Source organism: Streptomyces sp. NPDC058685, assembly GCF_042714725.1.
GTDB lineage: Bacteria > Actinomycetota > Actinomycetes > Streptomycetales > Streptomycetaceae > Streptomyces.
This window is the reverse complement of record NZ_JBHXSL010000018.1, coordinates 1-24,313: the sequence shown is the minus strand read 5'-3', so window position 1 is coordinate 24,313 and position 24,313 is coordinate 1. Positions and strand designations below refer to the sequence as shown.

Annotated in this window: 20 protein-coding genes; 8 read left to right on the top strand and 12 right to left on the bottom strand. The window is 69.7% G+C overall.

What is annotated here, in order from left to right:
* Positions 1-2: 2 nt before the first annotated feature.
* Complete coding sequence (locus ACFWU3_RS17200; RefSeq protein ID WP_384437555.1) at positions 3-1,271, bottom strand: MFS transporter; 1,269 nt, start codon at positions 1,269-1,271, stop codon at positions 3-5.
* 147 nt (positions 1,272-1,418) lie between these two features.
* On the opposite strand from ACFWU3_RS17200, the gene ACFWU3_RS17195 reads away from it, so the two are divergent.
* A complete protein-coding gene (locus ACFWU3_RS17195) occupies positions 1,419-2,600 on the top strand; it encodes a LacI family DNA-binding transcriptional regulator (protein ID WP_384437552.1) in 1,182 nt (393 codons plus the stop codon).
* A gap of 109 nt (positions 2,601-2,709) precedes the next feature.
* Here ACFWU3_RS17195 and prcA read toward each other — a convergent pair whose 3' ends face one another.
* From prcA to arc, 5 genes are all read right to left on the bottom strand, one after another.
* Positions 2,710-3,474 (bottom strand): proteasome subunit alpha, encoded by a 765-nt coding sequence (gene prcA / locus ACFWU3_RS17190; RefSeq protein ID WP_313947321.1) that lies wholly within the window; start codon positions 3,472-3,474, stop codon positions 2,710-2,712.
* Positions 3,475-3,536: 62 nt separating this feature from the next.
* Positions 3,537-4,382, bottom strand: coding sequence for a proteasome subunit beta (gene prcB, locus ACFWU3_RS17185; RefSeq protein ID WP_313947320.1), 846 nt, complete (start codon positions 4,380-4,382; stop codon positions 3,537-3,539).
* A gap of 146 nt (positions 4,383-4,528) precedes the next feature.
* Positions 4,529-4,747: a ubiquitin-like protein Pup gene (locus ACFWU3_RS17180; RefSeq protein ID WP_037651273.1), complete on the bottom strand. Its 219-nt coding sequence runs from the start codon at positions 4,745-4,747 to the stop codon at positions 4,529-4,531.
* Between the two features lie 137 nt (positions 4,748-4,884).
* Complete coding sequence (gene dop / locus ACFWU3_RS17175) at positions 4,885-6,396, bottom strand: depupylase/deamidase Dop (protein WP_384437547.1); 1,512 nt, start codon at positions 6,394-6,396, stop codon at positions 4,885-4,887.
* Positions 6,397-6,657: 261 nt separating this feature from the next.
* A complete protein-coding gene (gene arc, locus ACFWU3_RS17170) occupies positions 6,658-8,424 on the bottom strand; it encodes a proteasome ATPase (RefSeq protein ID WP_340472208.1) in 1,767 nt (588 codons plus the stop codon).
* 253 nt (positions 8,425-8,677) lie between these two features.
* Between arc and ACFWU3_RS17165 the strand changes: the two genes are divergently transcribed.
* A complete protein-coding gene (locus ACFWU3_RS17165) occupies positions 8,678-8,989 on the top strand; it encodes a ferredoxin (protein WP_313947318.1) in 312 nt (103 codons plus the stop codon).
* A gap of 46 nt (positions 8,990-9,035) precedes the next feature.
* On the opposite strand, the gene ACFWU3_RS17160 is transcribed toward ACFWU3_RS17165, so the two are convergent.
* The 3 genes from ACFWU3_RS17160 to ACFWU3_RS17150 form a co-directional block, all read right to left on the bottom strand.
* Positions 9,036-9,614: a hypothetical protein gene (locus ACFWU3_RS17160; protein WP_384437542.1), complete on the bottom strand. Its 579-nt coding sequence runs from the start codon at positions 9,612-9,614 to the stop codon at positions 9,036-9,038.
* Between the two features lie 253 nt (positions 9,615-9,867).
* A complete protein-coding gene (locus tag ACFWU3_RS17155) occupies positions 9,868-10,755 on the bottom strand; it encodes a tRNA (adenine-N1)-methyltransferase (protein ID WP_142216178.1) in 888 nt (295 codons plus the stop codon).
* Positions 10,756-10,903: 148 nt separating this feature from the next.
* The gene (locus ACFWU3_RS17150; RefSeq protein ID WP_384437539.1) at positions 10,904-12,151 is read right to left on the bottom strand and encodes a site-2 protease family protein; all 1,248 of its coding nucleotides are present in this window, start codon (positions 12,149-12,151) and stop codon (positions 10,904-10,906) included.
* A 115-nt stretch (positions 12,152-12,266) separates the two neighbouring features.
* Here ACFWU3_RS17150 and ACFWU3_RS17145 point away from each other — a divergent pair, with 115 nt between their 5' ends.
* A complete protein-coding gene (locus ACFWU3_RS17145; RefSeq protein ID WP_384437536.1) occupies positions 12,267-13,151 on the top strand; it encodes a RecB family exonuclease in 885 nt (294 codons plus the stop codon).
* 10 nt (positions 13,152-13,161) lie between these two features.
* On the top strand, positions 13,162-13,833 hold the full coding sequence (locus tag ACFWU3_RS17140) for a response regulator transcription factor (protein WP_313947314.1): 672 nt from the start codon (positions 13,162-13,164) through the stop codon (positions 13,831-13,833).
* A gap of 109 nt (positions 13,834-13,942) precedes the next feature.
* Here the strand turns inward: ACFWU3_RS17140 and ACFWU3_RS17135 are convergent, their stop codons facing one another.
* The 3 genes from ACFWU3_RS17135 to metH form a co-directional block, all read right to left on the bottom strand.
* Entirely contained in the window at positions 13,943-15,544 is a 1,602-nt protein-coding gene (locus ACFWU3_RS17135) for an ABC transporter substrate-binding protein (protein WP_384437533.1), read from the bottom strand.
* A 528-nt stretch (positions 15,545-16,072) separates the two neighbouring features.
* Entirely contained in the window at positions 16,073-16,774 is a 702-nt protein-coding gene (locus ACFWU3_RS17130; protein WP_313947312.1) for an HAD family phosphatase, read from the bottom strand.
* 160 nt (positions 16,775-16,934) lie between these two features.
* Complete coding sequence (gene metH / locus ACFWU3_RS17125) at positions 16,935-20,447, bottom strand: methionine synthase (RefSeq protein ID WP_313947311.1); 3,513 nt, start codon at positions 20,445-20,447, stop codon at positions 16,935-16,937.
* 244 nt (positions 20,448-20,691) lie between these two features.
* Here metH and ACFWU3_RS17120 point away from each other — a divergent pair, with 244 nt between their 5' ends.
* From ACFWU3_RS17120 to ACFWU3_RS17105, 4 genes are all read left to right on the top strand, one after another.
* Positions 20,692-21,456 carry an IclR family transcriptional regulator gene (locus ACFWU3_RS17120; RefSeq protein ID WP_384437529.1) on the top strand — a complete coding sequence of 255 codons (765 nt, stop codon included), beginning with the start codon at positions 20,692-20,694 and terminating at the stop codon, positions 21,454-21,456.
* Positions 21,457-21,687: 231 nt separating this feature from the next.
* Positions 21,688-22,476 carry an MIP/aquaporin family protein gene (locus tag ACFWU3_RS17115; RefSeq protein WP_384437526.1) on the top strand — a complete coding sequence of 263 codons (789 nt, stop codon included), beginning with the start codon at positions 21,688-21,690 and terminating at the stop codon, positions 22,474-22,476.
* A 30-nt stretch (positions 22,477-22,506) separates the two neighbouring features.
* A complete protein-coding gene (gene glpK / locus ACFWU3_RS17110) occupies positions 22,507-24,033 on the top strand; it encodes a glycerol kinase GlpK (protein ID WP_313947308.1) in 1,527 nt (508 codons plus the stop codon).
* Positions 24,034-24,038: 5 nt separating this feature from the next.
* The coding region (locus ACFWU3_RS17105; protein ID WP_384437522.1) for an FAD-dependent oxidoreductase at positions 24,039-24,313 on the top strand (275 nt) is incomplete at its 3' end.

The following is a 24,313-nucleotide window of genomic DNA, read 5'->3' as shown; positions in this document are numbered from 1 at the left end:
CATTACGCCTCACGGCCTGAGCTGAAACCGGGTTCGGCAGCACCGTTTCGATCATTTTCCGATGAGCGCGCCATCTCCTTGGTACGCCCGGGAACTGCGAGGACCCGCTGAGTGGTCATCAGAACCAGAAGAGCGGCTATTCCGCCCGCCCCGGCGACGGCGAAGCTCCACGCCGTGCCGCCGAGCTCGACGGCCGGGCCCGCGACCGCGGTGCCGACGGCAGCGCCGACGCCGAACGTCGTCACCAGCCAGGAGAAGGCCTCCGTGACGGTGCCGGTCGGCGCGTGCCGGTCGACGACGATGAAGGCGCAGGCGATCGCGGGGGCGAGGAAGACGCCGGCCAGGGCGCACAGGGCGGTCATGGCGACGACACCGGGGGTGAGCACGAGCGGCAGGTAGCCGAGCGCGAGCAGGGCGACGATGACCCGCAGCCGGCGCTCGGGGGCCCCGGTCCACTGGCGCGCGCCGTAGGCCACGCCGCCGATCAGCGCGCCGAGGCCGAGCGCGGCCATGAGCCAGCCGTAGACCGACTCCTGGCCGTGGTCGTCCGCGTACGCGACTCCGGCGACCGTGATGGAGCCGAGGGCGAGACCGACGAAGAAGAACGCCCCGAGCAGCGCCAGCAGCCCCGGGGAGCGCAGGGCGCCGAGCCAGTGGGCCTCACGGGGCGCCGAGCGCCAGGTGCGGGAGGGCTCCGACAGGACGACGGAGAGGGCGCCGAGTACGCCGATGAGGTTGATGACGAAGAGACCGGCCCCGGCCGACCAGACGGCGACGAGCAGGGTGACCAGCAGCGGGCCGACGGTGAACATCACCTCCTGGGCCACGGCGTCCATGGCGTACGCCCGGTGTACGCGGTCCTCGCGGCCCAGCACGCTCGGCCACAGGGCCCGCAGACCGCCTTCGAGCGGCGGGGTGAAGAGGCCGGCGACGGCGACGGCCGCGTAGGCCAGTGGCAGGGAGCCGATCCCGGCGAGGGCCAGCAGGACCATGCCGAGGGCGGAGACGACGGCCGCGGGCAGCTGGACGCGCGGCTGCCCGTGCAGGTCGACGGCCCGTCCGAGGAGCGGCTGGCCGATGGCGGTGGCGATGCCGTACACGGCGGCGAGCCCGCCGGCGAGGGTGTAGCTCCCACCCTCGGCCCGGGTGAACAGCACGACGGCGACGGGGGCGGTGGCGTTCGGCAGCCGCCCCACGAGCGTCCCGGCCAGCAGCCGGGCGGCGTGCGGGGCCTTGAGTATGTCTGCGTAGCCCGTGGCTCCCGCGGCCATTGCCGCTCCTCTCCTCTCGGCCTGTGCCGAGGTTTTACGTATAACGTACGGCGTCATACGTACCATGTCGACAGTCCGCGGGTCTACCGCTCCGCCCTCGCGGACGGGTGCGGACCCGGCGGACGAGCGGTGCGAGGACGGCGATCGATGTCACAGGGACCCGAGGGACGCGCCCCTCGCCGCGGTTCGCCGCCGGCGGGCGGGGCGGGGGGAGCGACCGCGCCCGCGGCGACACCGGGATCCACTGAGCCGGGGGCGCAGGCCCTCGCGCAGGCGAGTGGCCGGTCCGCGGGCTCCGAGGCGGAGCCCGGCGGCGCACGGCCCACCAGCCGGGACGTCGCACGCGTCGCCGGGGTCTCGCAGGCCACCGTGTCGCTCGTGCTCGGGGACAAGTGGCGGGGCCGGGTCTCCGAGCGGACCGCCGCCACGGTGCGGGACGTCGCCCGGGAACTCGGGTACCGGCCCAATCTCGCCGCACGGAATCTGCGGCTCGGGCGGACCAGGACCGCCCTGCTCGTCGTGCCCGCCCTCACCAACGAGTTCTTCGCCCGGGTCTACACCGGCGCCGCCCGCGTGGCCGCCGAGCACGGCTTCGGTGTGGTCCTCTACCCCTCCCCCGACGGCGTCGGCCCCGCCAGGGACCCCTTCGCGTCCGCCCGCGCGGCCCTGGACGGCGTGATCGCCTCCTCCATGGCCGCCGAAGCCCTCACCGAGATCCGTGGCACGGACCTCCCGCTGGTCATGCTGGACAGCGACCCGTCCGACCCGGGGGCGGCGGCCCATGTGAACCTGGACATCGCCGACGGCATGCGACAGGTGACGGACCATCTGCTGACGCTCGGTCACCGACGCTTCGTCCACCTCGCCTCGGCCGTCTCGTCCTGGACCTTCGACGTACGAGCGGCGGCCCTCGCAGAGGCGCTGGGCGCCGTTCCCGACGCGGTCGTCACCACCGTGCCGGCGCCGCTCGACGTCGGCGGCGCCCGTCAGGCCGCGGAAGCGGCCCTCACCGGCCCCGGGCCCCGCCCCACCGCGCTGATCTGCGACGACGACGTCCTGGCCGCCGGAGCCTGCAAGGCCGTACGCCGGCTGGGGCTGCGGGTGCCCGAGGACGTCTCGGTCACCGGGTTCGACGACCTCGCCCTCGCCACCGCCGTGGAACCGGAGCTCACCACCGTCCGGCTGCCGGCGGAACGGGTCGGCGAGCGCGGTATGTCCGCCCTGCTCGCCGTCCTCACCGGACGGCTCCCGGAGGAGGGCGGGCTGCCGGTCGAACTCGTCACCCGCGGCTCCACCGCGCGCGCTGCCGCCACCCCGTCACCCGCCTGAGCCGGGCACGCCAGGGCGGCACCAACGCCCCACGCAGGGCTGCGCCCCGGTCCGCACGGGCGGGGTCCGGGGCGCAGTCGGTCGTCGTGTCGTCGCAGAGGCAGGCGGGCTACTCCTCGCCGTCCTCCGTCGACTCCTCGTCCGACGGTGCGTCGGTCGGGGTGGAGGCGGCACCGTCCGCCTCCAGCAGCCGGGACAGCTGCCGGCCGACGATGCGCTTGAACTTCCGCTGCTGCGGCCGTGTGCGGTCCAGGACCGCCACCTCGAGGCGCTCCGCCGGGATCTCCCGGTCGTTGCCGTTGGTCTGGTTGGACAGGGCCTGTACGGCCAGCTTCAGCGCCTCCGCCAGGGACATGCCCTCGCGGTGCCGCTGGTCGAGATAGGTGCTGATCTGCTCGGCGTTGCCGCCGACCGCGACCGAGCCGTGCTCGTCCACGATCGATCCGTCGTGCGGCAGCCGGTAGATCTGGTCGCCGTCAGCGGTGGCACCCACCTCGGCGACGACCAGTTCCACCTCGTAGGGCTTCTCGGCCGCGCTGGAGAAGATGGTGCCCAGCGTCTGGGCATAGACGTTGGCCAGCCCTCGGGCCGTCACATCGTCGCGGTCGTAGGTGTATCCGCGGAGGTCGGCGTAGCGCACACCGCCGATGCGGAGGTTCTCGTACTCGTTGTACTTGCCGGCGGCGGCGAAGCCGATCCGGTCGTAGATCTCGCTGAACTTGTGCAGCGCGCGGGACGGGTTCTCACCGACGAAGACGATGCCGTCGGTGTACTGCAGCACAACAAGGCTGCGACCACGGGCGATGCCCTTGCGGGCGTATTCCGCCCGGTCGGCCATGGCCTGCTGGGGTGAGACATAGAACGGCGTCGACACCGGCTATCCGTCCCTTTCTGTCATTGGCGTGAAGGCACTGCCCTGCGGTGGCTGGGGGAGCATCAGAGCAGCGCGGCGCGCGGGCCGTCGGGCTGCTCCAGACGGCGCTCCAGGATCGCGCGGGCGATCTCGGCGGACTCGTCGTCCCCGAGCCTGCGGAAGCCCTCGTCCGTGATGACGGTGACGATGGGGTAGATCCGCCGGGCCACGTCGGGTCCGCCGGTCGCCGAGTCGTCGTCCGCCGCGTCGTACAGCGCCTGGATGACCAGGGTGGTGGCCTGCTGCTCCGTCAGATCGTCGCGGTAGAGCTTCTTCATCGCCCCGCGGGCGAAGATGGAGCCCGAGCCGGTGGCGGCGAAGCCGTGCTCCTCGGAGCGGCCGCCGGTGACGTCGTAGGAGAAGATGCGGCCCTTCTCGCGGTCCACGTCGTACCCCGCGAAGAGCGGGACCACGGCGAGGCCCTGCATGGCCATGCCGAGGTTGCTGCGGATCATGGTGGAGAGCCGGTTGGCCTTGCCCTCCAGGGAGAGCTGGGCGCCCTCCACCTTCTCGAAGTGCTCGAGCTCCAGCTGGAAGAGCTTGACCATCTCCACCGCGAGGCCGGCGGTGCCGGCGATGCCCACGGCCGAGTACTCGTCGGCCGGGAAGACCTTCTCGATGTCGCGCTGCGCGATCATGTTGCCCATCGTGGCCCGGCGGTCACCGGCGAGCACCACACCGCCGGGGAACGTGGTCGCGACGATGGTCGTGCCGTGCGGCGCCTCGATCGCGCCCTGCAGAGGCGGCAGGGTGCGCTTCCCGGGAAGCATCTCCGGTGAGTGCGAGCCCAGGAAGTCCATGAACGAGGAGGACCCGGGCGTCAGGAAGGCTGCCGGCAGACGCCCGGTGCTACGAGGGTTGGCTTCCACGCGTTTCCTTCCGGATTGGCGGCGGCCCGCCATGTCGGGCGCGGGCCGATCTTTCGAACTGTGCACGGACATTACCCGCGCCGTCGCCGGTCATCCGCCCCGGTGCCACCGGCTTTCGCCCACAGCACCAGGACGGACAACCGCGGTTACTCTCCGCCCTTTTGGACGAAGGAACGCACGAAGTCCTCGGCGTTCTCCTCGAGGACGTCGTCGATCTCGTCCAGTACGGAGTCGACGTCGTCGGACAGCTTCTCCTGTCGCTCCTTGAGGTCCTCCGAGGACTGCGCGTCCTGCGCCTGCTCCTCGACCTCCTCCGTCGAACGTGTGGCCTTCTGCTGCCCGCCGCCGGTGTCCTTGGTCGCCATGTCCCTCACCCCGCTCGGTTTGCCCTGACGTGAGTTCGTTCGGTCAAGATCAGACCCTACAAGCAGGGTCCGACATCGGCCCCGCACTTTGCTCAACGTCCGGGGACCACCTCGATGATTCCCGTACGCGACCCATTTCAGCCTCCGGACAGCACCCGGACCAGGTCTTCCGCGGTGCGGCACCGGTCCAGCAGCTCCTTGACGTGGTTGCGAGTACCCCGCAGCGGTTCCAGCGTGGGTACCCGTTGCAGAGAGTCACGGCCGGGGAGATCGAAGATGACCGAGTCCCAGGAGGCCGCGGCGACGTCGTCCGCGTACTGCTCCAGGCAGCGGCCGCGGAAATAGGCCCGGGTGTCCTCAGGAGGCTTCGTCCCGGCCCGTACGACGTCCTGCTCGTCGAGGAGGCGCTTCATCTTCCCGCGGGCCGCCAGACGGTTGTAGAGGCCCTTGTCGTGCCGTACGTCGGCGTACTGGAGGTCCACGAGGTGGAGCCTGGCCGCGTCCCAGCCCAGGCTGTCGCGCCGGCGGTAGCCCTCCATGAGCTCCTTCTTGGCGACCCAGTCCAGCTCTCCCGAGAGGCTCATCGGGTCGTTCTCGAGCCGGTTGAGGGTGTCCTCCCAGCGGATCAGGACGTCCTTGGTCTGCTCGTCGGCATCGGCCCCGAAGCGCTCCTCCACGTACTTCCGGGCCAGCTCGAAGTACTCCATCTGGAGCTGGACGGCGGTGAGTGTCCGGCCGCTGCGCAGCGTGACCAGGCGCTTGAGCGTCGGGTCGTGCGAGACCTGGTGCAGGGTGCGGACCGGCTGCTCGACCGCCAGGTCGACAGCGATGAAGCCGTCCTCGATCATGGAGAGCACCAGGGCCGTGGTGCCCAGCTTCAGATAGGTCGAGATCTCCGACAGGTTCGCGTCGCCGATGATCACATGCAGGCGGCGGTACTTCTCCGCGTCGGAGTGGGGCTCGTCGCGGGTGTTGATGATGGGCCGCTTCAGCGTGGTCTCCAGGCCGACCTCGACCTCGAAGTAGTCCGCGCGCTGGCTGATCTGGAACCCGTGCTCGTGACCGTCCTGGCCGATGCCGACCCGGCCCGCGCCGGTGACGACCTGGCGCGAGACGAAGAACGGCGTCAGGTGGCGCACGATGTCCGAGAACGGGGTCTCCCGCTTCATCAGGTAGTTCTCGTGCGTCCCGTAGGAGGCGCCCTTGTTGTCGGTGTTGTTCTTGTACAGGTGGATCGGCTGGGCGCCGGGGAGCTGGGCCGCGCGCTCGGCGGCCTCGGCCATGATCCGCTCGCCGGCCTTGTCCCACAGGACGGCATCACGCGGATTGGTGATCTCGGGCGAGCTGTACTCGGGGTGCGCGTGGTCGACGTACAGCCGGGCACCGTTCGTGAGGATCACATTGGCCAGGCCGATGTCCTCGTCCGTGAGCTGACTGGAGTCGGCGGCCTCGCGGGCGAGGTCGAAGCCGCGGGCGTCCCGCAGCGGATTCTCCTCCTCGAAGTCCCAGCGGGCGCGCCGCGCCCTGTGCATCGCCGCCGCGTAGGCGTTGACGATCTGGGACGAGGTGAGCATGGCATTGGCGTTCGGGTGGCCCGGAACGGAGATGCCGTACTCCGTCTCGATGCCCATTACTCGCCGTACGGTCATGCGGCCCTCCTTGCCCGGCGGCGCTCCCCTCCGGGAACGGCGCTCAAGTACCGCTGTAGCTCCGGTGCGTGTGCGGTGCCCGTCCCCGCACTGCGCGACTCGGCGGTACCGACGAGCCTAGAACGCCTCTGCGCTGGTGGGGAGATCAATTTCGTCATTGCTCCGGTGTGGCCGAACCTGTCGCGAAAGCAACCGGCTGCGGATGCCCGTCCCCCTGCCCTTCGGCGGGGGGACCTCCAGCATCCGCAGCCGGTCTGCCTTCTACAGGTACTGGCCGGTGTTCGCCACCGTGTCGATGGAACGTCCGGTGTCCGCGCCCTGCTTTCCGGTGACGAGGGTGCGGATGAAGACGATCCGCTCGCCCTTCTTTCCGGAGATCCGGGCCCAGTCGTCCGGGTTGGTGGTGTTCGGCAGGTCCTCGTTCTCCTTGAACTCGTCCACGCATGCCTGGAGGAGGTGGGAGACCCGGAGGCCCTTCTGGTTCTGGTCGAGGAAGGCCTTGATGGCCATCTTCTTGGCCCGGTCGACGATGTTCTGGATCATCGCGCCGGAGTTGAAGTCCTTGAAGTACAGGACTTCCTTGTCGCCGTTGGCGTACGTGACCTCGAGGAAGCGGTTCTCCTCGGTCTCCGCGTACATCTGCTCGACGACCGACTGGATCATCGCGTGCGCCGCGGCGTCCTTGGACCCGCTGTGCTCGGAGAGGTCGTCCGCGTGCAGCGGCAGCGAGGACGTGAGGTACTTCGCGAAGATGTCCTTCGCGGCCTCCGCGTCCGGACGCTCGATCTTGATCTTCACATCGAGGCGGCCGGGGCGCAGGATCGCGGGGTCGATCATGTCCTCGCGGTTGGAGGCGCCGATGACGATGACGTTCTCCAGGCCCTCCACACCGTCGATCTCGGCGAGCAGCTGCGGGACGATGGTGTTCTCCACGTCCGAGCTGACACCGGAGCCACGGGTGCGGAAGAGGGACTCCATCTCGTCGAAGAAGACGATGACGGGGGTGCCCTCGCTGGCCTTCTCACGGGCACGCTGGAAGACGAGGCGGATGTGCCGCTCGGTCTCGCCCACGTACTTGTTGAGGAGCTCGGGGCCCTTGATGTTGAGGAAGTAGCTCTTCCCCGCGGGCTGGCCGGTCACCTCGGCGACCTTCTTGGCAAGGGAGTTGGCGACGGCCTTGGCGATCAGCGTCTTGCCGCAGCCGGGCGGGCCGTAGAGCAGGATGCCCTTCGGCGGCCGCAGTTCGTGCTCCTTGAAGAGGTCCGGATAGAGGTACGGGAGCTCGACCGCGTCGCGGATCATCTCGATCTGGCCGCCCAGACCGCCGATCTTCTCGTAGTCGACGTCCGGGACCTCTTCGAGGACGAGCTCTTCGACCTCGCTCTTGGGAACCACTTCGTAGACGTAGCCGGAGCGGGGTTCGAGCAGGAGGGCGTCACCGGCGCGGATGGTGATGTCCAGCAGCGGCTCGGCGAGCCGCACCACCCGTTCCTCGTCGGTGTGCCCGACCACCAGGGCACGCTCGCCGTCCTCGAGGATCTCCTTGAGGGTGACGATGTCCCCGGCGCGCTCGAACTCCATGGCCTCGACCACATTGAGCGCTTCGTTGAGCATGACTTCCTGGCCGCGCCGGAGCTCGTCGAGCTCGACGCTGGGGCTGACGTTCACCCGGAGCTTGCGGCCCCCGGTGAAGATGTCGCACGTGCCGTCCTCGATGGCCTGCAGGAAGACACCGAAGCCGGCCGGCGGCTGCGCGAGCCGGTCGACCTCCTCCTTGAGGGCCACGATCTGGTCGCGGGCCTCACGGAGCGTGTTGGCGAGCCGCTCGTTCTGAGCGGACACGCCGGCCAGGTTCGTCTGCAACTCGACGATCCGCTCTTCGAGAATCCTCGTATGACGCGGAGAGTCGGCGAGCTTGCGGCGCAGGACGGCGATTTCCTGCTCGAGATAGGCAACCTGACCGGCGGGGTCCTCAGACCCTCGCCCCGGCCGGATGCCGCGGTTGATGTCGTCGTCGTGGGCTGCCACGGTCCTCACCTCCTCCAAGGGGAGCTGGACGCTTCCTGACCCTACCTGGGCGGGTGGTGATTGAAACCCCTAGATCACAAAGACGGTAGGGGTGTGTCCGATCTTCACCCTTGCGCTCTCCCTCACGCCAGGGGAATACCCACCCATCAACATCGGAAAGCGGCCGGAGGTATCGTCGAAGTGTTCAACACCCGTCAGGGCTGGCGCGACTTGCTTCACATTGCTACACCCGACGAAGGAAACGGCAGGAGAAATGACCGTGCAGCACGAGGCTCCGCCCGAAGGCACCGCAGACGCCCTGGAGGTCTGGATCGACCAGGACCTCTGCACCGGGGACGGGATCTGCGCGCAGTACGCCCCGGAGGTCTTCGAGCTCGACATCGACGGGCTCGCGTATGTGAAGAGCGGGGACGACGAACTGCTGCAGAACCCCGGCGCCACAACCCCCGTACCGCTGCCGCTGCTGAACGACGTCGTGGACTCCGCCAAGGAGTGCCCGGGCGACTGCATCCATGTACGCCGCGTTTCGGACAGGGTCGAGGTCTACGGCCCCGACGCACCGTGACGGATCATCCACCGGCTGCTCGGCGGCGGACACTCAGCGTGCCGGATCACGCACCCGCTGCCGAGTTTTGCGCGGAGCGAACGAACTTACCGCCCTGCCACCGCCACTTGACCTTCTCCTGCACGTCGGGGCAGCAGCTCGGCACGTCCGGCGCGGAGTAGCCGAGCAGGGTGGCGGTGATCGCTCCGTCACGCACGGCGAAGTCCCCCACGCTGAGCTTCTGCGCGGGCTCCACGAGCGTGGCCACCACCCTGGGGCCCGCGCCCCGGGCACCGGCCAGGACGTAGACGCCGCTCGGCGGGGTCCCGGAGCCCGCGTCGCAGCGGGCCGCCACCACCGTCTCGGGGTTGCCGTCGCCGTCCAGGTCGCCGGAGGCGCGCGCGGTGACGAGGGGCTTCACGGAGCCGCACCGCAGCGGCAGCTCGACCGCGGCCGGATCGGGGGCGGGAGCGGCCGCCACGGCGGTGCCCGAGTTCGTCCGGGGCCCCGGCTGTGAGGCGGTCGCCGCCCTCGGCTGAAGGAGTCCGGCGGCCGCGACGACCGCGGCCATCGCGGTCGCGGTGGCCAGCCAGTGCACCGGCCGGGCGTGGGTGTGCGCGAGGTCCGGGACCGCGGAGGTCTGCACGCGTGAAGTCTCCTGTGACTGCGGAGCCGGCCAGGGGTCGGCGGCGGGAGAGGGAGGTCTGCATCGTGCCATACGTCACAGTGGCGCGGAACAGCGGGGTCCTGCCGCGCAGGTCAAGAAATCGTGCGGGAACGGGGGCGGCAACGCGAAGACGCCGCCGCCGAGTTCCCGAATGCGATCGGGGAACTCGGCGACGGCGTCCTGACGTTGTCACGGGAACCGGCACTCCGCGAGTGCCTGCCGGCCGGCGGCCTCAGCCCTTGTTGGGGCCCTCGTAGTCCTCGCCGTACGCGCCCTTGGCGGGCCGGCGGCGGCGCATCGGGGGCTCGACACCGTCGGCCAGGCGGCGCGCGGTGACCAGGAAGCCGGTGTGGCCGATCATCCGGTGGTCCGGGCGGACGGCCAGACCCTCGACGTGCCAGTTGCGGATCATGGACTCCCAGGGCTGCGGCTCGGCGAAGCACCCGATCTCGCGGATGGACTCCACCGTGCGCGCGAGCTGCGTGGTGGTCGCCACGTAGCAGCACAGGATGCCGCCCGGGACGAGCGCCTTGGAGACGGCCTCCAGGCACTCCCAGGGGGCGAGCATGTCCAGGATGACGCGGTCGACGTCGGCGTCGGTCAGATTGTCCTGGAGGTCGCCCACGGTGAGCTGCCAGGCGGGGTGCGGACCGCCGAAGTAGCGCTCCACGTTCTGCTGGGCGATCTCGGCGAAGTCCTCGCGGCGCTCGTAGGAGTGCAGCATTCCGTGGTCGCCGATGGCGCGCAGCAGGAAGGCGCTGAGCGAGCCGGAGCCCACCCCGGCCTCGACGACGCGCGCGCCGGCGAAGATGTCGGCGAAGGCCAGGATCTGCCCCGCGTCCTTGGGGTAGACCACGGCGGCGCCGCGGGGCATGGACAGGACGTAGTCGGGGAGCAGGGGGCGCAGCGCGAGGTAGGCGACGTTTCCCGTGGTACGGACAACACTGCCCTCAGGAGCGCCGATCAGCTCGTCGTGCGGGAAGGACCCCTTGTGGGTGTGAAAGTTCTTCCCGGCCTCGAGCGTGAACGTGTAGTGGCGTCCCTTGGGATCGGTGAGCTGGACCTGGTCCCCGACCTTGAAGGGCCCGCGTCGGCGGGCGGCACCGGTCGGTTCGGACATGTGACCAGCCTACCGGCCCCGACGGGGCCCGGGGACCACGGCGGGGGCCCGCTGCCGGGCCACCGCCTCATGATCGACAAACCCCCGGGAGCCGAGGCCGGCCCCGGGAGTGGCCGGAACCTGTCGCCCTGTCGTGCCCGGCCGGCCGTCAGCCCTGGGGGCGGGCCATGGCCGCGACGAAAGCGCGCTCGACGTCCGCCGTCGACAGGACGCCGTAGATCTCGCCGCTCTTCTCCACCACCAGGTACTCGGTGGCGGGGGTCGCGCGCAGGCGGTCGAGGAGTGCCTCACCGGCCAGTTCGGCGGGGACCCGCATGCCTTCCGTGAGGTCCTGGGCCAGTCCGCTGACCGCGACCCAGGGCCGGCGGTGCTCGGGGACGCCCACGATCGCGGCCTCCCGCACCAGGCCGGTCGGGTCGCCGTGACCGTCCACGACGACGAGGGCGCGGGCACCGGCCTCGTTGGCCCGGCGCAGTGCCTCGGAGAGCGGTGTCGTGGACTCCACCGGCACGGCCCGCCTGGTCAGGGTGCGCGCCTCCAGCTCGGGCAGGTGCTCGCGCAGCCGGGCCATGCGCAGGCTGTTGCCGGCTCCGGTCCAGATGATCGCCGCGAGGATCGCCGCCAGCAGGGCGTCGGTGACGGTCTCCATGCCGCCGATGTCCTCGGTGGCATTGCCGAGGGCGCCGGTGTGGGTCAGCAACGGGAGGCCGATGAGGACGGCGACGGCGAGCGCCCGGCCGACCCAGGCGGCCGCGATGGTGCCGCTCATCGGCTTGCCGGTGATCTTCCAGACGACGGCCCGCAGCATCCGGCCGCCGTCCAGCGGCAGTCCGGGCAGCAGATTGAAGGCGGCGACGATCAGGTTGGAGATCATCAGCCCGGCGAGCAGGACGCCGGGGACCGTGCCGGGATCGACGGCGAACATGCCCAGGTAGAAGACAGCCGCAAGGATCAGTGAGAGCAGCGGTCCGACGAAGGCGAGGATGAACTCCCGGCCCGGCGTCTCCGATTCCTTCTCGATCTCCGACACCCCGCCGAAGAACTGGAGCTGGATGCGGCGGACCGGCAGCTTGAAGCGCAGTGCCGCGACGGTGTGCGCCAGCTCGTGCACGAGCACGGAGGCGTAGAAGGCGACCGCGAAGAAGAGCGAGACCAGATAGCGGGCGCCGCCGAGCTCCGGCAGCACGCGGTCGAGCTGGCCGCCGAACACCCAGGTGATGAGGGCGGCCACGATGAACCAGCTGGGGGCGACGTAGACCGGCACACCGAAGGGACGGCCCATCAGGATTCCGCCGCCCGGGCCGTCGGAGCGCTTCCGCTTGCCGCCACCGGGTCCGGCTCCCCCGCCGTCCGTCCGGGCGCGGCCGCGCTCGTCGCCCGTGTCGTCCTCGTTCACGTGTTCCCTTCGTCGCGGGATTGCCGATGCATCGTTCGTTCGATCATGCAGTGCTCAGGGTCTGAGGTCGATGGTATTGCGCTCGCTGTCAGTGGCGGGTCGTAGGGTCTGCGTCATGAGTACGAGTCAGGAGCCGATGCCGGCCCGGCAGCCCGCGTCACTGTCGCCCTCGCGGGCGAGCGACTTCATGCAGTGTCCCCTGCTGTACCGGTTCCGGGTGATCGACAGGCTGCCCGAGAAGCCGAGCGAGGCGGCCACGCGCGGCACCCTGGTCCATGCGGTCCTGGAGCGGCTCTTCGACGCACCCGCCGCGGAGCGCACCGCTCCGCGCGCGAAGGCCCTGATCCCGGGCCAGTGGGACCGGCTGCTGGAGAACCGGCCGGAGCTCAGCGAACTGTTCGACGCGGACGAGGGCGGCGAGCAGCTGTCGCGCTGGCTGGGCGAGGCCGAGTCGCTGGTGGAGCGGTGGTTCTCGCTGGAGGACCCGACGCGGCTGGAGCCGGCGGAGCGGGAGATGTTCGTCGAGACCGAGCTGGAGTCGGGCCTGCGGCTGCGCGGTGTCATCGACCGCGTGGACGTCGCGCCCACCGGCGAGGTGCGGATCGTGGACTACAAGACGGGCAAGGCCCCGCGCCCGGAGTACAGCGAGGGCGCGCTGTTCCAGATGAAGTTCTACGCCCTGGTGATCTGGCGGCTGAAGCAGGTCGTCCCCCGCCGGCTCCAGCTGGTGTACCTGGGCAGCGGTGACGTCCTCACCTACGACCCGGTCCCGGCGGATCTGGAGCGCATGGAGCGCAAGCTGCTGGCGCTGTGGGAGGCGATCAGGCTCGCGACGGAGACGGGCGACTGGCGGCCGCGGCCGACGAAGCTGTGCGGCTGGTGCGACCACCAGGCGGTGTGTCCGGAATTCGGCGGTACTCCCCCGGTATATCCGCTGAGCATTTCCCCGGCCGACTCGCCGGAGGATGGTCAGGGCAGAATGGGCCCGGACCGAATGTAGAGGAGTTCCCGTGGCTATCCGCGTCCTGCTGGTCGACGACCAGCCGCTGCTGCGTACCGGTTTCCGGATGATCCTGGAGGCCGAGCAGGACATCGCGGTCGTCGGCGAGGCCGGGGACGGTCTTCAGGCGCTCGACCAGGTGCGGGCGCTTCAGCCCGACGTCGTTCTGATGGACATCCGGATGCCCCGGATGGACGGGGTCGAGGCGACCCGGCAGATCACCGGTCCGGGGCGGGACGGCCCGGCCAAGGTGCTCGTGCTGACCACTTTCGATCTCGACGAGTACGTGGTGGAGGCCCTGCGGGCCGGCGCCAGCGGCTTCCTGCTGAAGGACGCACCCGCCAATGAGCTGGTGCAGGCGATCCGGGTGGTCGCGGCGGGCGAGGCGATGCTGGCCCCGAGCATCACCCGCAGGCTCCTCGACAAGTACGCGGACCATCTCCCCTCCGGCGAGGAGGCGGTGCCGGACACCCTGCACACGCTGACCGAGCGCGAGGTGGAGGTCCTCAAGCTGGTCGCGCGGGGCCTGTCCAACGCGGAGATCGCGGCGGACCTGTTCGTGAGCGAGACCACCGTCAAGACGCATGTGGGCCATGTGCTCACCAAGCTGAGCCTGCGCGACCGGGTGCAGGCAGCGGTCTATGCGTACGAGAGCGGTCTGGTGCGCCCCGGGGCACAGTAGGCGCTCCCCCACCGCGGTCGAGGCGCGCGATCGACCGGGCGGGGCAGGACATGCGAAAGGCGGCGGGCAGATGCCCGCCGCCTTTCGTTTCCACCGGATACCGCGGGGGTCAGGAGCCGCTGCCCCGGCCGAGCTCCCACAGCTGCATGTCGGAGCTGGCGTTGAGCAGGCTCTCCACACCGGTCACGCCGGTGCGGGCGGCGACGTACTGCTTGCCCTGCCACAGCGGCAGCACGGGCACGTCGTCGGCGACGATGTCCTGGATCTTGTTGAAGGCGGTGGAGGCCGCGGTGCGGTCGGCCTCGCGGCGCGACTGCGGGATGAGGCCGCGGGCGACGGTGCTCACGTACGGGCTGTTGAGGAAGTTGCCCTTGTCGAGGAACGGCGCGATGTAGTTGTCCGGGTCCGGGAAGTCGGGGAACCAGCCGAGGCCGTAGACGGGGTAGTCACCGCGCTTCTGGGCGGGGCGGAACTTGCTCCACTCCGTGCCCTCGATGCTGACCGAGAACAGCTTGCTGCCGTTCAGCTGGTCACGGAGGACCTCGAACTCCTTGGCGGTGCCCGCACCGTAGTGGTCGGTCGTGTAGTGGAGCTTCAGCTTCACCGGCGTCTTGATGCCGGCCTCGTCCAGGATCTCGGCGGCGTTCGTACGGCTCGGCTCGCCGTACTTGTTGTAGAACGAGTTGGTGTGCGCGCCGATGCTCTTCGGGATGAGCGAGTAGAGCGGCTCGGCGGTGGCGCCGTAGACCTGGCCGGCGATCTGGCCGCGGTCGACGACAGCGGCCATGGCCTGGCGGACCGCCTTGTCCTTCACCGACGGGTCGTTGGTGTTGAAGGCGAGGTAGCGGATGGAGAGCCCGGGCATCTCGGTGAGCTCGATGCCCTCCTTCGGGCTGTCCGTCATCTCCTTGATCTGCTCCGGGGCCATCTCGCGCGTCATGACGTCGATGTCGCCGGCTTCCAGGGCCTTGCCCATCGCATCGGCGTCCGGGAACAGCCGCAGCTCGACCTTGTCGTTGTGGAGCTTGATGTCGCCCTTGTACGAGTCGTTCTTGCTGAAGACGACCTTGGTGATCTTGTCACCCTCGGTCTCGGTCTTCATCGTGTACGGCCCGGAACCGTCGACCTGGAAGCCCTCGCGGAGCTTCTTGGCCTCGTAGTTCTTCTTGCTGATGATCGCCGCGGCCGGCGTCGAGAGCTTGAAGGGGAAGGTCGCGTCCGGCGTCGCGAGGTGGAAGACGACCTCGTCGTCACCGTTGGTCTCGATGGTGTCGATGTTGTTCAGCAGGGCCGCGGTGCCGTTGTCGGTGTCGATGTCGAGCACGCGCTGGATGGAGAACTTCACATCCTCGGCCGTGACGTCGGTGCCGTCGGCGAACTTCAGGCCGTCGCGCAGCTTGCAGCGGTAGCTCTCGCTCGCGTTGTCGGTGAAGGAACACGACTGGGCGGCGTCCGGCACGGGCTCGCCGCCGCCGCGCGGGGCGTGCATCAGCGTCTGCACGGTCTGGCGCAGTACGTTCCAGGCGCCGGTGTCGTAGGCGTAGGCCGGGTCGAGCGGGGCAGGAGCGTCCTCGGTGGCGATGAACTGGTCCGTGGTGCCGACGACGATGGCGTCGCCGCCACCGGAGCCGCCCTCCGTGCTGCCGCAGGCGACGAGCACGGGCGCGAGCATGCCGGCCAAGGCCGGCAGCACCAAAGTCTTGCGGTTCATCCTGGACGTTCTCCCTCATCCGGCACTGGGATACAGCGGTGTGTACGGGAGACTCCGCCGCGGCCGCCCGGTCGGGGCGGTTTCGAACGGTCCGGGAAACAGGACGATCGGTCCTGTGTTCGCGGCGGTTGTGCGACCGCCGGGGCGCATCGGGGTTGCGGCGAAGTTCTCGCGAAGAGATTAGTCGGCAACGCCACGAAAGCTTGACCGGGCCCGAGTTGGGCCGTATTCGCTGAGTGATCGGTTATGCCTGTGAGTGGATGGTCACGTCACGGAATGTTTCGTACACCACTCCACCAATGCGGACACAAGGGCACAGCCGGACCGGTGTGGCGGGGCTGCCAGAGGGGCCGGAAGCACCCGATCCAGGACACCCACAGTGACGAACGTCACCTGCCAGAGTCCCTTGACCGCCCCGGGAAAGGGGCCGGAGCGATCATCGAAAACCCCGGTCCACCGTCACCCGGAGTTTCCTCTGCATTCAGCGGGAACTCCGGGACACTTCGAGAAACACGGACCGTACACGCATCAGTTCATTGTGGTGATGAGTGTGCGCAGAAAGCCGAGGTCGACTTCTTCGAGCGAGCGGACGACGACCCTGCCCACGGCGGGCGGGATGGGCGCCACGGACGGTACGGCGACCACCCGGCAGCCGGCCGCCTCCGCCGAGGCCACACCGGTCGCCGTGTCCTCGATGACGGCGCATCTCGCGGGCTCCGCGCCGAGGCCGCGTGCGGCCAGGAGGTACGGGTCGGGGTGCGGCTTGGTCCGCGGGACCTCGTCACCGGCGACGGAGAGCGCGAAGTTCTTCGGCCCGAGCGAGGCCAGCACGCGGTCGATGATGCGCCGGTGCGAGGCGGAGACCAGCGCGGTGGGCACCCCCTGTGCGGCCAGCTCGGCGAGCAGCCGCTCCGCGCCCGGCATGAGCGGCACACCACGGCCGATACGCGCCTCGAAGCGGTCGTTCAGGAGCACGGTCAGCTCGGCCATGGTGATGTCGGCGCCCGTCGCCTCGATGAGGTAGCCGGCGCTGCGCGTCATGGGGCCGCCGACCACCACGTCCCGCCATGCCTCGTCGAGCTCGTGACCGAGATCCGCGAAGACCTCCACCTCCGCGTCCCACCAGAATCCTTCGGTGTCCACGAGGGTGCCGTCCATGTCGAGGAGAACGGCCTGAAGGGCAGACCCTTCCGCCGTACGGGTCAAGGACGCGGGGACCGTGCTGGTCATCGGCACACCTCCGTGAGGGACGAGAAGGCCGGCCACCTTTCCCTGCGGCTATTCCCGCGGGGAGAGACGACCGGCCTGCACTGGACCGACCAGTGTACGACTCGTCCGGCGAACATGCGCGGAAAGGACGTCCAACGCGCGGTGACGCGCTGTGCGCCGTCTATCGCGCGTTGAAGTACTTCGCCTCCGGGTGGTGGATGACGATCGCGTCCGTGGACTGCTCGGGGTGGAGCTGGAACTCCTCGGAGAGCTCGACGCCGATGCGCTCGGGCTCCAGCAGCTGGGCGATCTTCGCCCGGTCCTCCAGGTCCGGGCACGCCCCGTAACCGAGCGAGAACCGTGCGCCGCGGTACTTCAGCGCGAACATGTCCTCCACCTCCGCCGGGTCCTCGCCGCCGAAGCCGAGCTCGGAGCGGACCCGGGCGTGCCAGTACTCCGCCAGCGCCTCCGCGAGCTGGACGGACAGTCCGTGCAGCTCCAGGTAGTCGCGATAGGAGTCCGAGCCGAAGAGCTCCGCCGTCGCCTCACCGATCTTCGATCCGACGGTGACGACCTGGAGGCCGACGACGTCCCGCTCGCCGGACTCCTCCGGACGGAAGAAGTCCGCGAGACACAGACGGCGGCCGCGGCGCTGGCGGGGGAAGGAGAAGCGGGTGCGTTCCGAGCCGTCCTCGTTCAGCAGGATCAGGTCGTCGCCCTTGGAGACGCAGGGGAAGTAGCCGTAGACCACGGCCGCCTCCAGCAGGTTGCGGGTGTGCAGCTGGTCCAGCCAGCCCCGCAGCCGCGGCCGGCCCTCGCTCTCCACCAGCTCCTGGTACGAGGGACCGTCACCGGCGCGCGCCTCCTTCAGGCCCCACTGGCCCTTGAAGAGGGCGCCCTCGTCCAGCCAGGAGGCGTACTCCTTCAGCTGGATGCCCTTGATCACCCGGGTGCCCCAGAAGGGCGGTTCGGGGACCGGGTTGTCGACGGCGACGTCGGAGCGTACGGCCCCTTCCTCGGGGCGGTCCTCGACGACGGCGTTCGTGGTGGCCCGCACACGGCGCTGCTTGAGGTCCGGGAGCGTGGCGCCGGGGACGCCGCGCTTGACGGCGATGAGGGCGTCCATCAGCCGCAGGCCCTCGAACGCGTCGCGGGCGTAGCGGACTTCGCCCTCGTAGATCTCGTGGAGGTCCTGTTCGACGTAGGCCCGGGTCAGGGCGGCACCACCGAGGATGACCGGGTAGTCGGCGGCCATCTTGCGCTGGTTGAGCTCCTCCAGGTTCTCCTTCATGATCACCGTGGACTTCACCAGCAGGCCGGACATGCCGATGACATCCGCCCGGTGCTCCTCCGCCGCCTCCAGGATCGCCGAGACCGGCTGCTTGATACCGAGGTTGACGACGTTGTAGCCGTTGTTGGACAGGATGATGTCGACGAGGTTCTTGCCGATGTCGTGGACGTCGCCGCGGACGGTCGCCAGCACGATGGTGCCCTTGCCGTCGTCGTCCGTCTTCTCCATGTGGGGTTCGAGGTAGGCGACGGCGTTCTTCATGACCTCCGCGGACTGGAGCACGAACGGCAGCTGCATCTGGCCGGAGCCGAAGAGTTCACCGACGACCTTCATGCCCTCCAGCAGCGTGTCGTTCACGATGTCCAGCGCGGGCCGGTCCTGGAGCGCCTCGTCGAGGTCCGCGTCCAGGCCGTTCTTCTCGCCGTCGATGATGCGCCGCTTGAGCCGCTCGTCCAGCGGCAGCGCGAGCAGCTCCTCGGTCTTGCCCGCCTTCATCGACTTGGTGTTGACGCCTTCGAAGAGGGCCATCAGCTTCTGCAGCGGGTCGTAGCCCTCGGCGCGACGGTCGTGGATCAGGTCGAGGGCGGTCTGCACCTGCTCGTCGTCGAAGCGCGCGATGGGCAGGATCTTCGACGCGTGCACGATCGCCGAGTCCAGGCCCGCCTTGACGCACTCGTCCAGGAAGACGGAGTTCAGCAGGATCCGGGCGGCCGGGTTGAGGCCGAAGGAGATGTTGGACAGGCCCAGCGTGGTCTGCACGTCCGGGCGCCGGCGCTTGAGTTCGCGGATGGCCTCGATGGTGGCGATGCCGTCCTTGCGGGACTCCTCCTGACCGGTGCAGATGGTGAAGGTCAGGGTGTCGATGAGGATGTCCGACTCGTGGATGCCCCAGTTCCCCGTGAGGTCCTCGATGAGCCGCTCGGCGATGGCGACCTTGTGCTCGACGGTGCGGGCCTGGCCCTCCTCGTCGATGGTGAGAGCGATGAGGGCGGCGCCGTGCTCCTGCGCCAGCGCGGTGACCTTGGCGAAGCGGGACTCCGGTCCGTCACCGTCCTCGTAGTTGACCGAGTTGATGACCGCGCGGCCGCCGAGCTTCTCCAGTCCGGCCCGGATCACCGGGACTTCGGTGGAGTCGAGCACGATCGGCAGGGTGGAGGCGGTGGCGAAGCGGCCCGCCAGCTCCTCCATGTCGGCGACGCCGTCGCGGCCGACGTAGTCGACGCACAGGTCCAGCATGTGTGCGCCCTCGCGGATCTGGTCGCGGGCCATCTCGACGCAGTCGTCCCAGCGGGCGTCCAGCATGGCCTCGCGGAACTTCTTCGATCCGTTGGCGTTCGTGCGCTCGCCGATCGCCATGTACGCGGTGTCCTGACGGAACGGAACCGTCTGGTACAGGGAGGCGGCGCCCGGCTCCGGGCGAGGGCTGCGGTCGGTCGGCGCGAGGTCGCGGACGCGCTCGACGACCTGGCGCAGGTGCTCCGGCGTCGTACCGCAGCAGCCGCCGACGAGGGAGAGGCCGTACTCGCGCACGAACGTCTCCTGCGCGTCGGCGAGTTCGCCGGCCGACAGCGGGTAGTGGGCGCCGTCCTTGCCCAGGACCGGCAGACCGGCGTTCGGCATGCAGGAGAGCGGGATACGGGAGTGGCGCGCGAGATAGCGCAGGTGCTCGCTCATCTCGGCCGGCCCGGTGGCGCAGTTCAGACCGATCATGTCGATGCCGAGCGGCTCCAGCGCGGTGAGCGCGGCACCGATCTCCGAGCCGAGAAGCATGGTGCCGGTCGTCTCGACCGTGACGGAGCAGATGAGGGGGAGGTTCGTGCCCGTGGCGTCCAGGGCCCGGCGGGCGCCGATGACGGCGGCCTTCGTCTGGAGGAGGTCCTGGGTCGTCTCCACCAGGAGGGCGTCCGCGCCTCCGGCGATCATGCCCTCGGCGTTCTGCTGGTAGGCGTCGCGCAGTTTCGTGTAGGGGGCATGGCCCAGCGTCGGCAGCTTGGTGCCCGGGCCCATGGAGCCGAGCACCCAGCGCTGCTGTCCGGTGGACGCGGTGAACTCGTCGGCGACCTCGCGGGCGATGCGGGCACCGGACTCGGAGAGCTCGTGGACCCGCTCGGGAATGTCGTACTCGCCCAGCGCGGCGAGGTTCGCGCCGAAGGTGTTCGTCTCGACGCAGTCGACGCCCACCTCGAAGTAGGCCGAATGGACGGTGCGGACGATGTCCGGGCGCGTCACATTGAGGATCTCGTTGCAGCCTTCGAGGTCCTGGAAGTCCTCGAGCGTCGGGTCCTGGGCCTGGAGCATCGTGCCCATCGCGCCGTCCGCGACGACGACGCGCGTGGCCAGGGCCTCGCGGAGGGCTTCGATTCGGGTCCGGCTGTCAGCGGAAGGGGTCGGCGACGAGGCCATGGATGAGCTCCCTGGGATGCGACGGCTGTCGGCTTTGCGCCCCCGGTGGAGGGCGCACGGACTTCAGACTAGCCGGGCGGACCCCATCGGGGCGGGAGCGTCCCACGACGCGGACGGACCGGTCGGGCCGCGAGGGCTTTCCGCATCCTGTCGGCCACGAGATACTCACTCGGCGGTCACCAAGGTCGGCATCGACCGATAGTGTTCAGCATTGTCGAACCGCTGTGAAGAAGGGCACGAGGCGATGGCGAAAAATATCCAGTCGCTCGAGCGTGCGGCGGCGATGCTGCGACTGCTCGCCGGCGGGGAACGCCGGCTGGGCCTGTCGGACATCGCCTCCTCGCTGGATCTGGCCAAGGGCACCGCGCACGGCATCCTCCGGACCCTCCAGGCCGAGGGCTTCGTCGAGCAGGACCCGGCGTCCGGCCGCTACCAGCTGGGGGCCGAGCTGCTGCGGCTCGGGAACAGCTATCTCGACGTCCACGAGTTGAGGGCCCGGGCCCTCGTGTGGACGGACGACCTGGCCCGCTCCAGTGGCGAGAGCGTCCACCTCGGCGTGGTGCACCAGCACGGTGTGCTGATCGTCCACCACGTCTTCCGGCCGGACGACAGCCGCCAGGTCCTGGAAGTGGGGGCCATGCAGCCGCTGCACTCCACCGCGCTGGGCAAGGTGCTGTCGGCCTACGACCCGGTGGCGCACTCGGAGGCGCTGGAGGTGGACCGCAAGGCCTTCACCCCGCGGACCGTCACCGACCTGGCCGGATTCGAGTCGGTGCTCGACCACACCCGCGCGCGCGGGTGGGCGGCCGACCTGGAGGAGACCTGGGAGGGCGTCGCCTCCGTCGCCGCCCCCATCCACGACCGCCGCCGGATGCCGGTGGGGGCCATCGCCATCACGGGCGCCGTGGAGCGGCTGTGCAAGGACGACGAGGTGCGGTCCGAGCTGATCGCGGCGGTGCGGGACTGCGCCCGTTCGGTGTCACGCGACCTCGGCGCCGGGCGTTTCTGACCGTTTTGAGCGCAGCATCGGTAACGATACGGTTTTCGGCCACTCACCCCTTGACGCGCTGTTAACCGGAGGGCAAAACTGCCGTTCATCGGTCGGCATTGTCGAACACCTACCGGCAATACGCGCTAGAGTGTGGCAGTGCCAGGGCCGACAAACGCTCTCACCTGAGGGCGCGGACCGCGGAGGGACCCGAGGTCCGCTTTCCCTGGACGAAGGACAAAGGAGTCGCGGGTGTCCAGCTCCGACATCTTCATCGGCGAGCTCATAGGTACCGCCGTACTCATCCTGCTCGGTGGCGGCGTGGTCGCCGCCGTCGTACTCAAGCGCTCGAAGGCCCAGAACGCCGGCTGGCTGGCGATCACCTTCGGGTGGGGATTCGCGGTCATGACCGCGGTCTACATGACGGGCACGCTCTCCGGCGCCCATCTCAACCCGGCGGTCACGGTCGGAATCGCGATCAAGGACGGGGACTGGAGCAACGTCCCGGTCTACTTCGCCGGACAGATGGTCGGCGCCATGGTCGGTGCCGCACTGGTCTGGGTCGCCTACTACGGGCAGTTCCACGCCCACCTCACCGATCCTGAGATCCTCGCGGCCCAGCCCGAGGAAGAGGGCCTGGTCGACCAGAAGGCCGCACCCAAGGCCGGCCCCGTGCTCGGAGTGTTCTCCACCGGTCCCGAGGTCCGTGTGGTGTGGCAGAACCTGGCGACCGAGATCATCGGCACCACCGTGCTGGTGCTCGCCGTCCTGACCCAGGGCCTCAACGACAGCGGCAAGGGCCTCGGTGTGATCGGCGCGCTGATCACCGCCTTCGTCGTCGTCGGCATCGGTCTCTCGCTCGGCGGCCCGACCGGCTACGCCATCAACCCGGCCCGTGACCTGGGCCCGCGCATCGTGCACGCCCTGCTGCCGCTGCCCAACAAGGGCGGGTCGGACTGGGGCTACGCCTGGATCCCCGTCGTCGGCCCGCTGGCGGGTGGTGCCCTCGCAGCGGGTATCTACCAGCTCGCGTTCGCCTAAGCCGTCCCTTCGACCCCGCAGGAGCACTCCGTGACCGACGCACACACCACCGGCCCGTTCATCGCGGCCATCGACCAGGGCACCACCTCCAGCCGCTGCATCGTCTTCGACAAGGACGGCCGCATCGTCTCCGTCGACCAGAAGGAGCACGAGCAGATCTTCCCGAAGCCGGGCTGGGTGGAGCACGACGCCGCCGAGATCTGGACCAACGTGCAGGAAGTGGTGGACGCTGCCGTCGCGAAGGCCGGCATCACCGCCGCCGACGTCAAGGCGATCGGCATCACCAACCAGCGCGAGACCACGCTGCTGTGGGACAAGAACACCGGTGAGCCGGTCCACAACGCCCTCGTGTGGCAGGACACCCGCACCGACGCGCTCTGCAAGGAGCTCGGCCGCAACGTGGGGCAGGACCGCTTCCGCCGCGAGACGGGCCTGCCGCTGGCCTCGTACTTCGCCGGTCCCAAGGTCCGCTGGCTGCTGGACAACGTCGAGGGCCTGCGTGAGCGCGCCGAGCGCGGCGACATCCTCTTCGGCACCATGGACTCCTGGGTCATCTGGAACCTCACCGGCGGCACGGACGGCGGTGTGCACGTCACGGACGTCACCAACGCCTCGCGCACCATGCTGATGAACCTGCACACCATGGAGTGGGACGACAAGATCCTCAGCTCCATGGAGATCCCGGCGGCGGTGCTGCCCGAGATCCGCTCCTCGGCCGAGGTCTACGGCAGCGCCAAGGGCGGCGCCCTGGCCGGCGTACCCGTCGCCTCCGCGCTCGGCGACCAGCAGGCGGCCCTGTTCGGCCAGACCTGTTTCGCCGAGGGCGAGGCCAAGTCGACGTACGGCACCGGCACCTTCATGCTGATGAACACCGGTGAGACGCCCGTCAACTCCTACAACGGGCTGCTGACGACGGTCGGTTACCGCATCGGTGACCAGAAGGCCGTCTACGCCCTCGAAGGTTCCATCGCCGTCACCGGCTCGCTCGTGCAGTGGATGCGCGACCAGATGGGCCTGATCAACTCCGCGGCCGAGATCGAGACGCTGGCCCTGTCGGTCGAGGACAACGGCGGCGCGTACTTCGTGCCGGCCTTCTCCGGACTGTTCGCCCCGTACTGGCGTCCCGACGCCCGCGGTGTGATCGCCGGCCTCACCCGCTATGTCACCAAGGCGCACATCGCGCGCGCCGTGCTCGAGGCCACCGCCTGGCAGACCCGTGAGATCAGCGACGCCATGACCAAGGACTCCGGCGTCGAGCTGACCGCACTCAAGGTCGACGGCGGCATGACCTCCAACAACCTGCTGATGCAGACCCTCTCGGACTTCCTGGACGCACCGGTCGTGCGCCCCATGGTCGCCGAGACGACCTGCCTCGGCGCGGCCTACGCCGCCGGCCTGGCCGTCGGCTTCTGGCCCGACACCGACGCTCTGCGCGCCAACTGGCGCCGGGCCGCCGAGTGGACCCCCCGCATGGACGCCACCCAGCGGGACCGTGAGTACAAGAGCTGGCTCAAGGCCGTCGAGCGGACCATGGGCTGGCTCGAGGACGAGGAGTAAGAATCATGACCACCCTGCAGAGCGGCCCCGCCACGGGGACGCATCCGGCCGCCGGCTCCCTGCCGGGCCGTGCCGAGACTCGGGAGCACCTTTCCAAGGCGACGTACGACCTCCTGGTGATCGGCGGCGGCATTCTGGGCATCTCGACCGCCTGGCATGCCGCGCAATCCGGGCTGCGGGTGGCACTGGTGGACGCCGGCGACTTCGCCGGCGCCACCTCCTCCGCCTCCTCCAAGCTCCTCCACGGCGGTCTGCGCTACCTGCAGACCGGCGCGGTGAA

What these genes read in the sequence shown, in the direction of transcription:
- ACFWU3_RS17155 (WP_142216178.1), bottom strand. Translation starts at nt 10,755, where the DNA reads ATGTCCGAACCGACCGGTGCCGCCCGCCGACGCGGGCCCTTCAAGGTC.
- metH (WP_313947311.1), bottom strand. Translation starts at nt 20,447, where the DNA reads ATGGCCTCGTCGCCGACCCCTTCCGCTGACAGCCGGACCCGAATCGAA.
- ACFWU3_RS17200 (WP_384437555.1), bottom strand. Translation starts at nt 1,271, where the DNA reads ATGGCCGCGGGAGCCACGGGCTACGCAGACATACTCAAGGCCCCGCAC.
- ACFWU3_RS17145 (WP_384437536.1), top strand. Translation starts at nt 12,267, where the DNA reads ATGAGTACGAGTCAGGAGCCGATGCCGGCCCGGCAGCCCGCGTCACTG.
- ACFWU3_RS17180 (WP_037651273.1), bottom strand. Translation starts at nt 4,747, where the DNA reads ATGGCGACCAAGGACACCGGCGGCGGGCAGCAGAAGGCCACACGTTCG.
- ACFWU3_RS17120 (WP_384437529.1), top strand. Translation starts at nt 20,692, where the DNA reads ATGGCGAAAAATATCCAGTCGCTCGAGCGTGCGGCGGCGATGCTGCGA.
- ACFWU3_RS17195 (WP_384437552.1), top strand. Translation starts at nt 1,419, where the DNA reads ATGTCACAGGGACCCGAGGGACGCGCCCCTCGCCGCGGTTCGCCGCCG.
- dop (WP_384437547.1), bottom strand. Translation starts at nt 6,396, where the DNA reads ATGACCGTACGGCGAGTAATGGGCATCGAGACGGAGTACGGCATCTCC.
- ACFWU3_RS17165 (WP_313947318.1), top strand. Translation starts at nt 8,678, where the DNA reads ATGACCGTGCAGCACGAGGCTCCGCCCGAAGGCACCGCAGACGCCCTG.
- ACFWU3_RS17135 (WP_384437533.1), bottom strand. Translation starts at nt 15,544, where the DNA reads ATGAACCGCAAGACTTTGGTGCTGCCGGCCTTGGCCGGCATGCTCGCG.
- ACFWU3_RS17130 (WP_313947312.1), bottom strand. Translation starts at nt 16,774, where the DNA reads ATGACCAGCACGGTCCCCGCGTCCTTGACCCGTACGGCGGAAGGGTCT.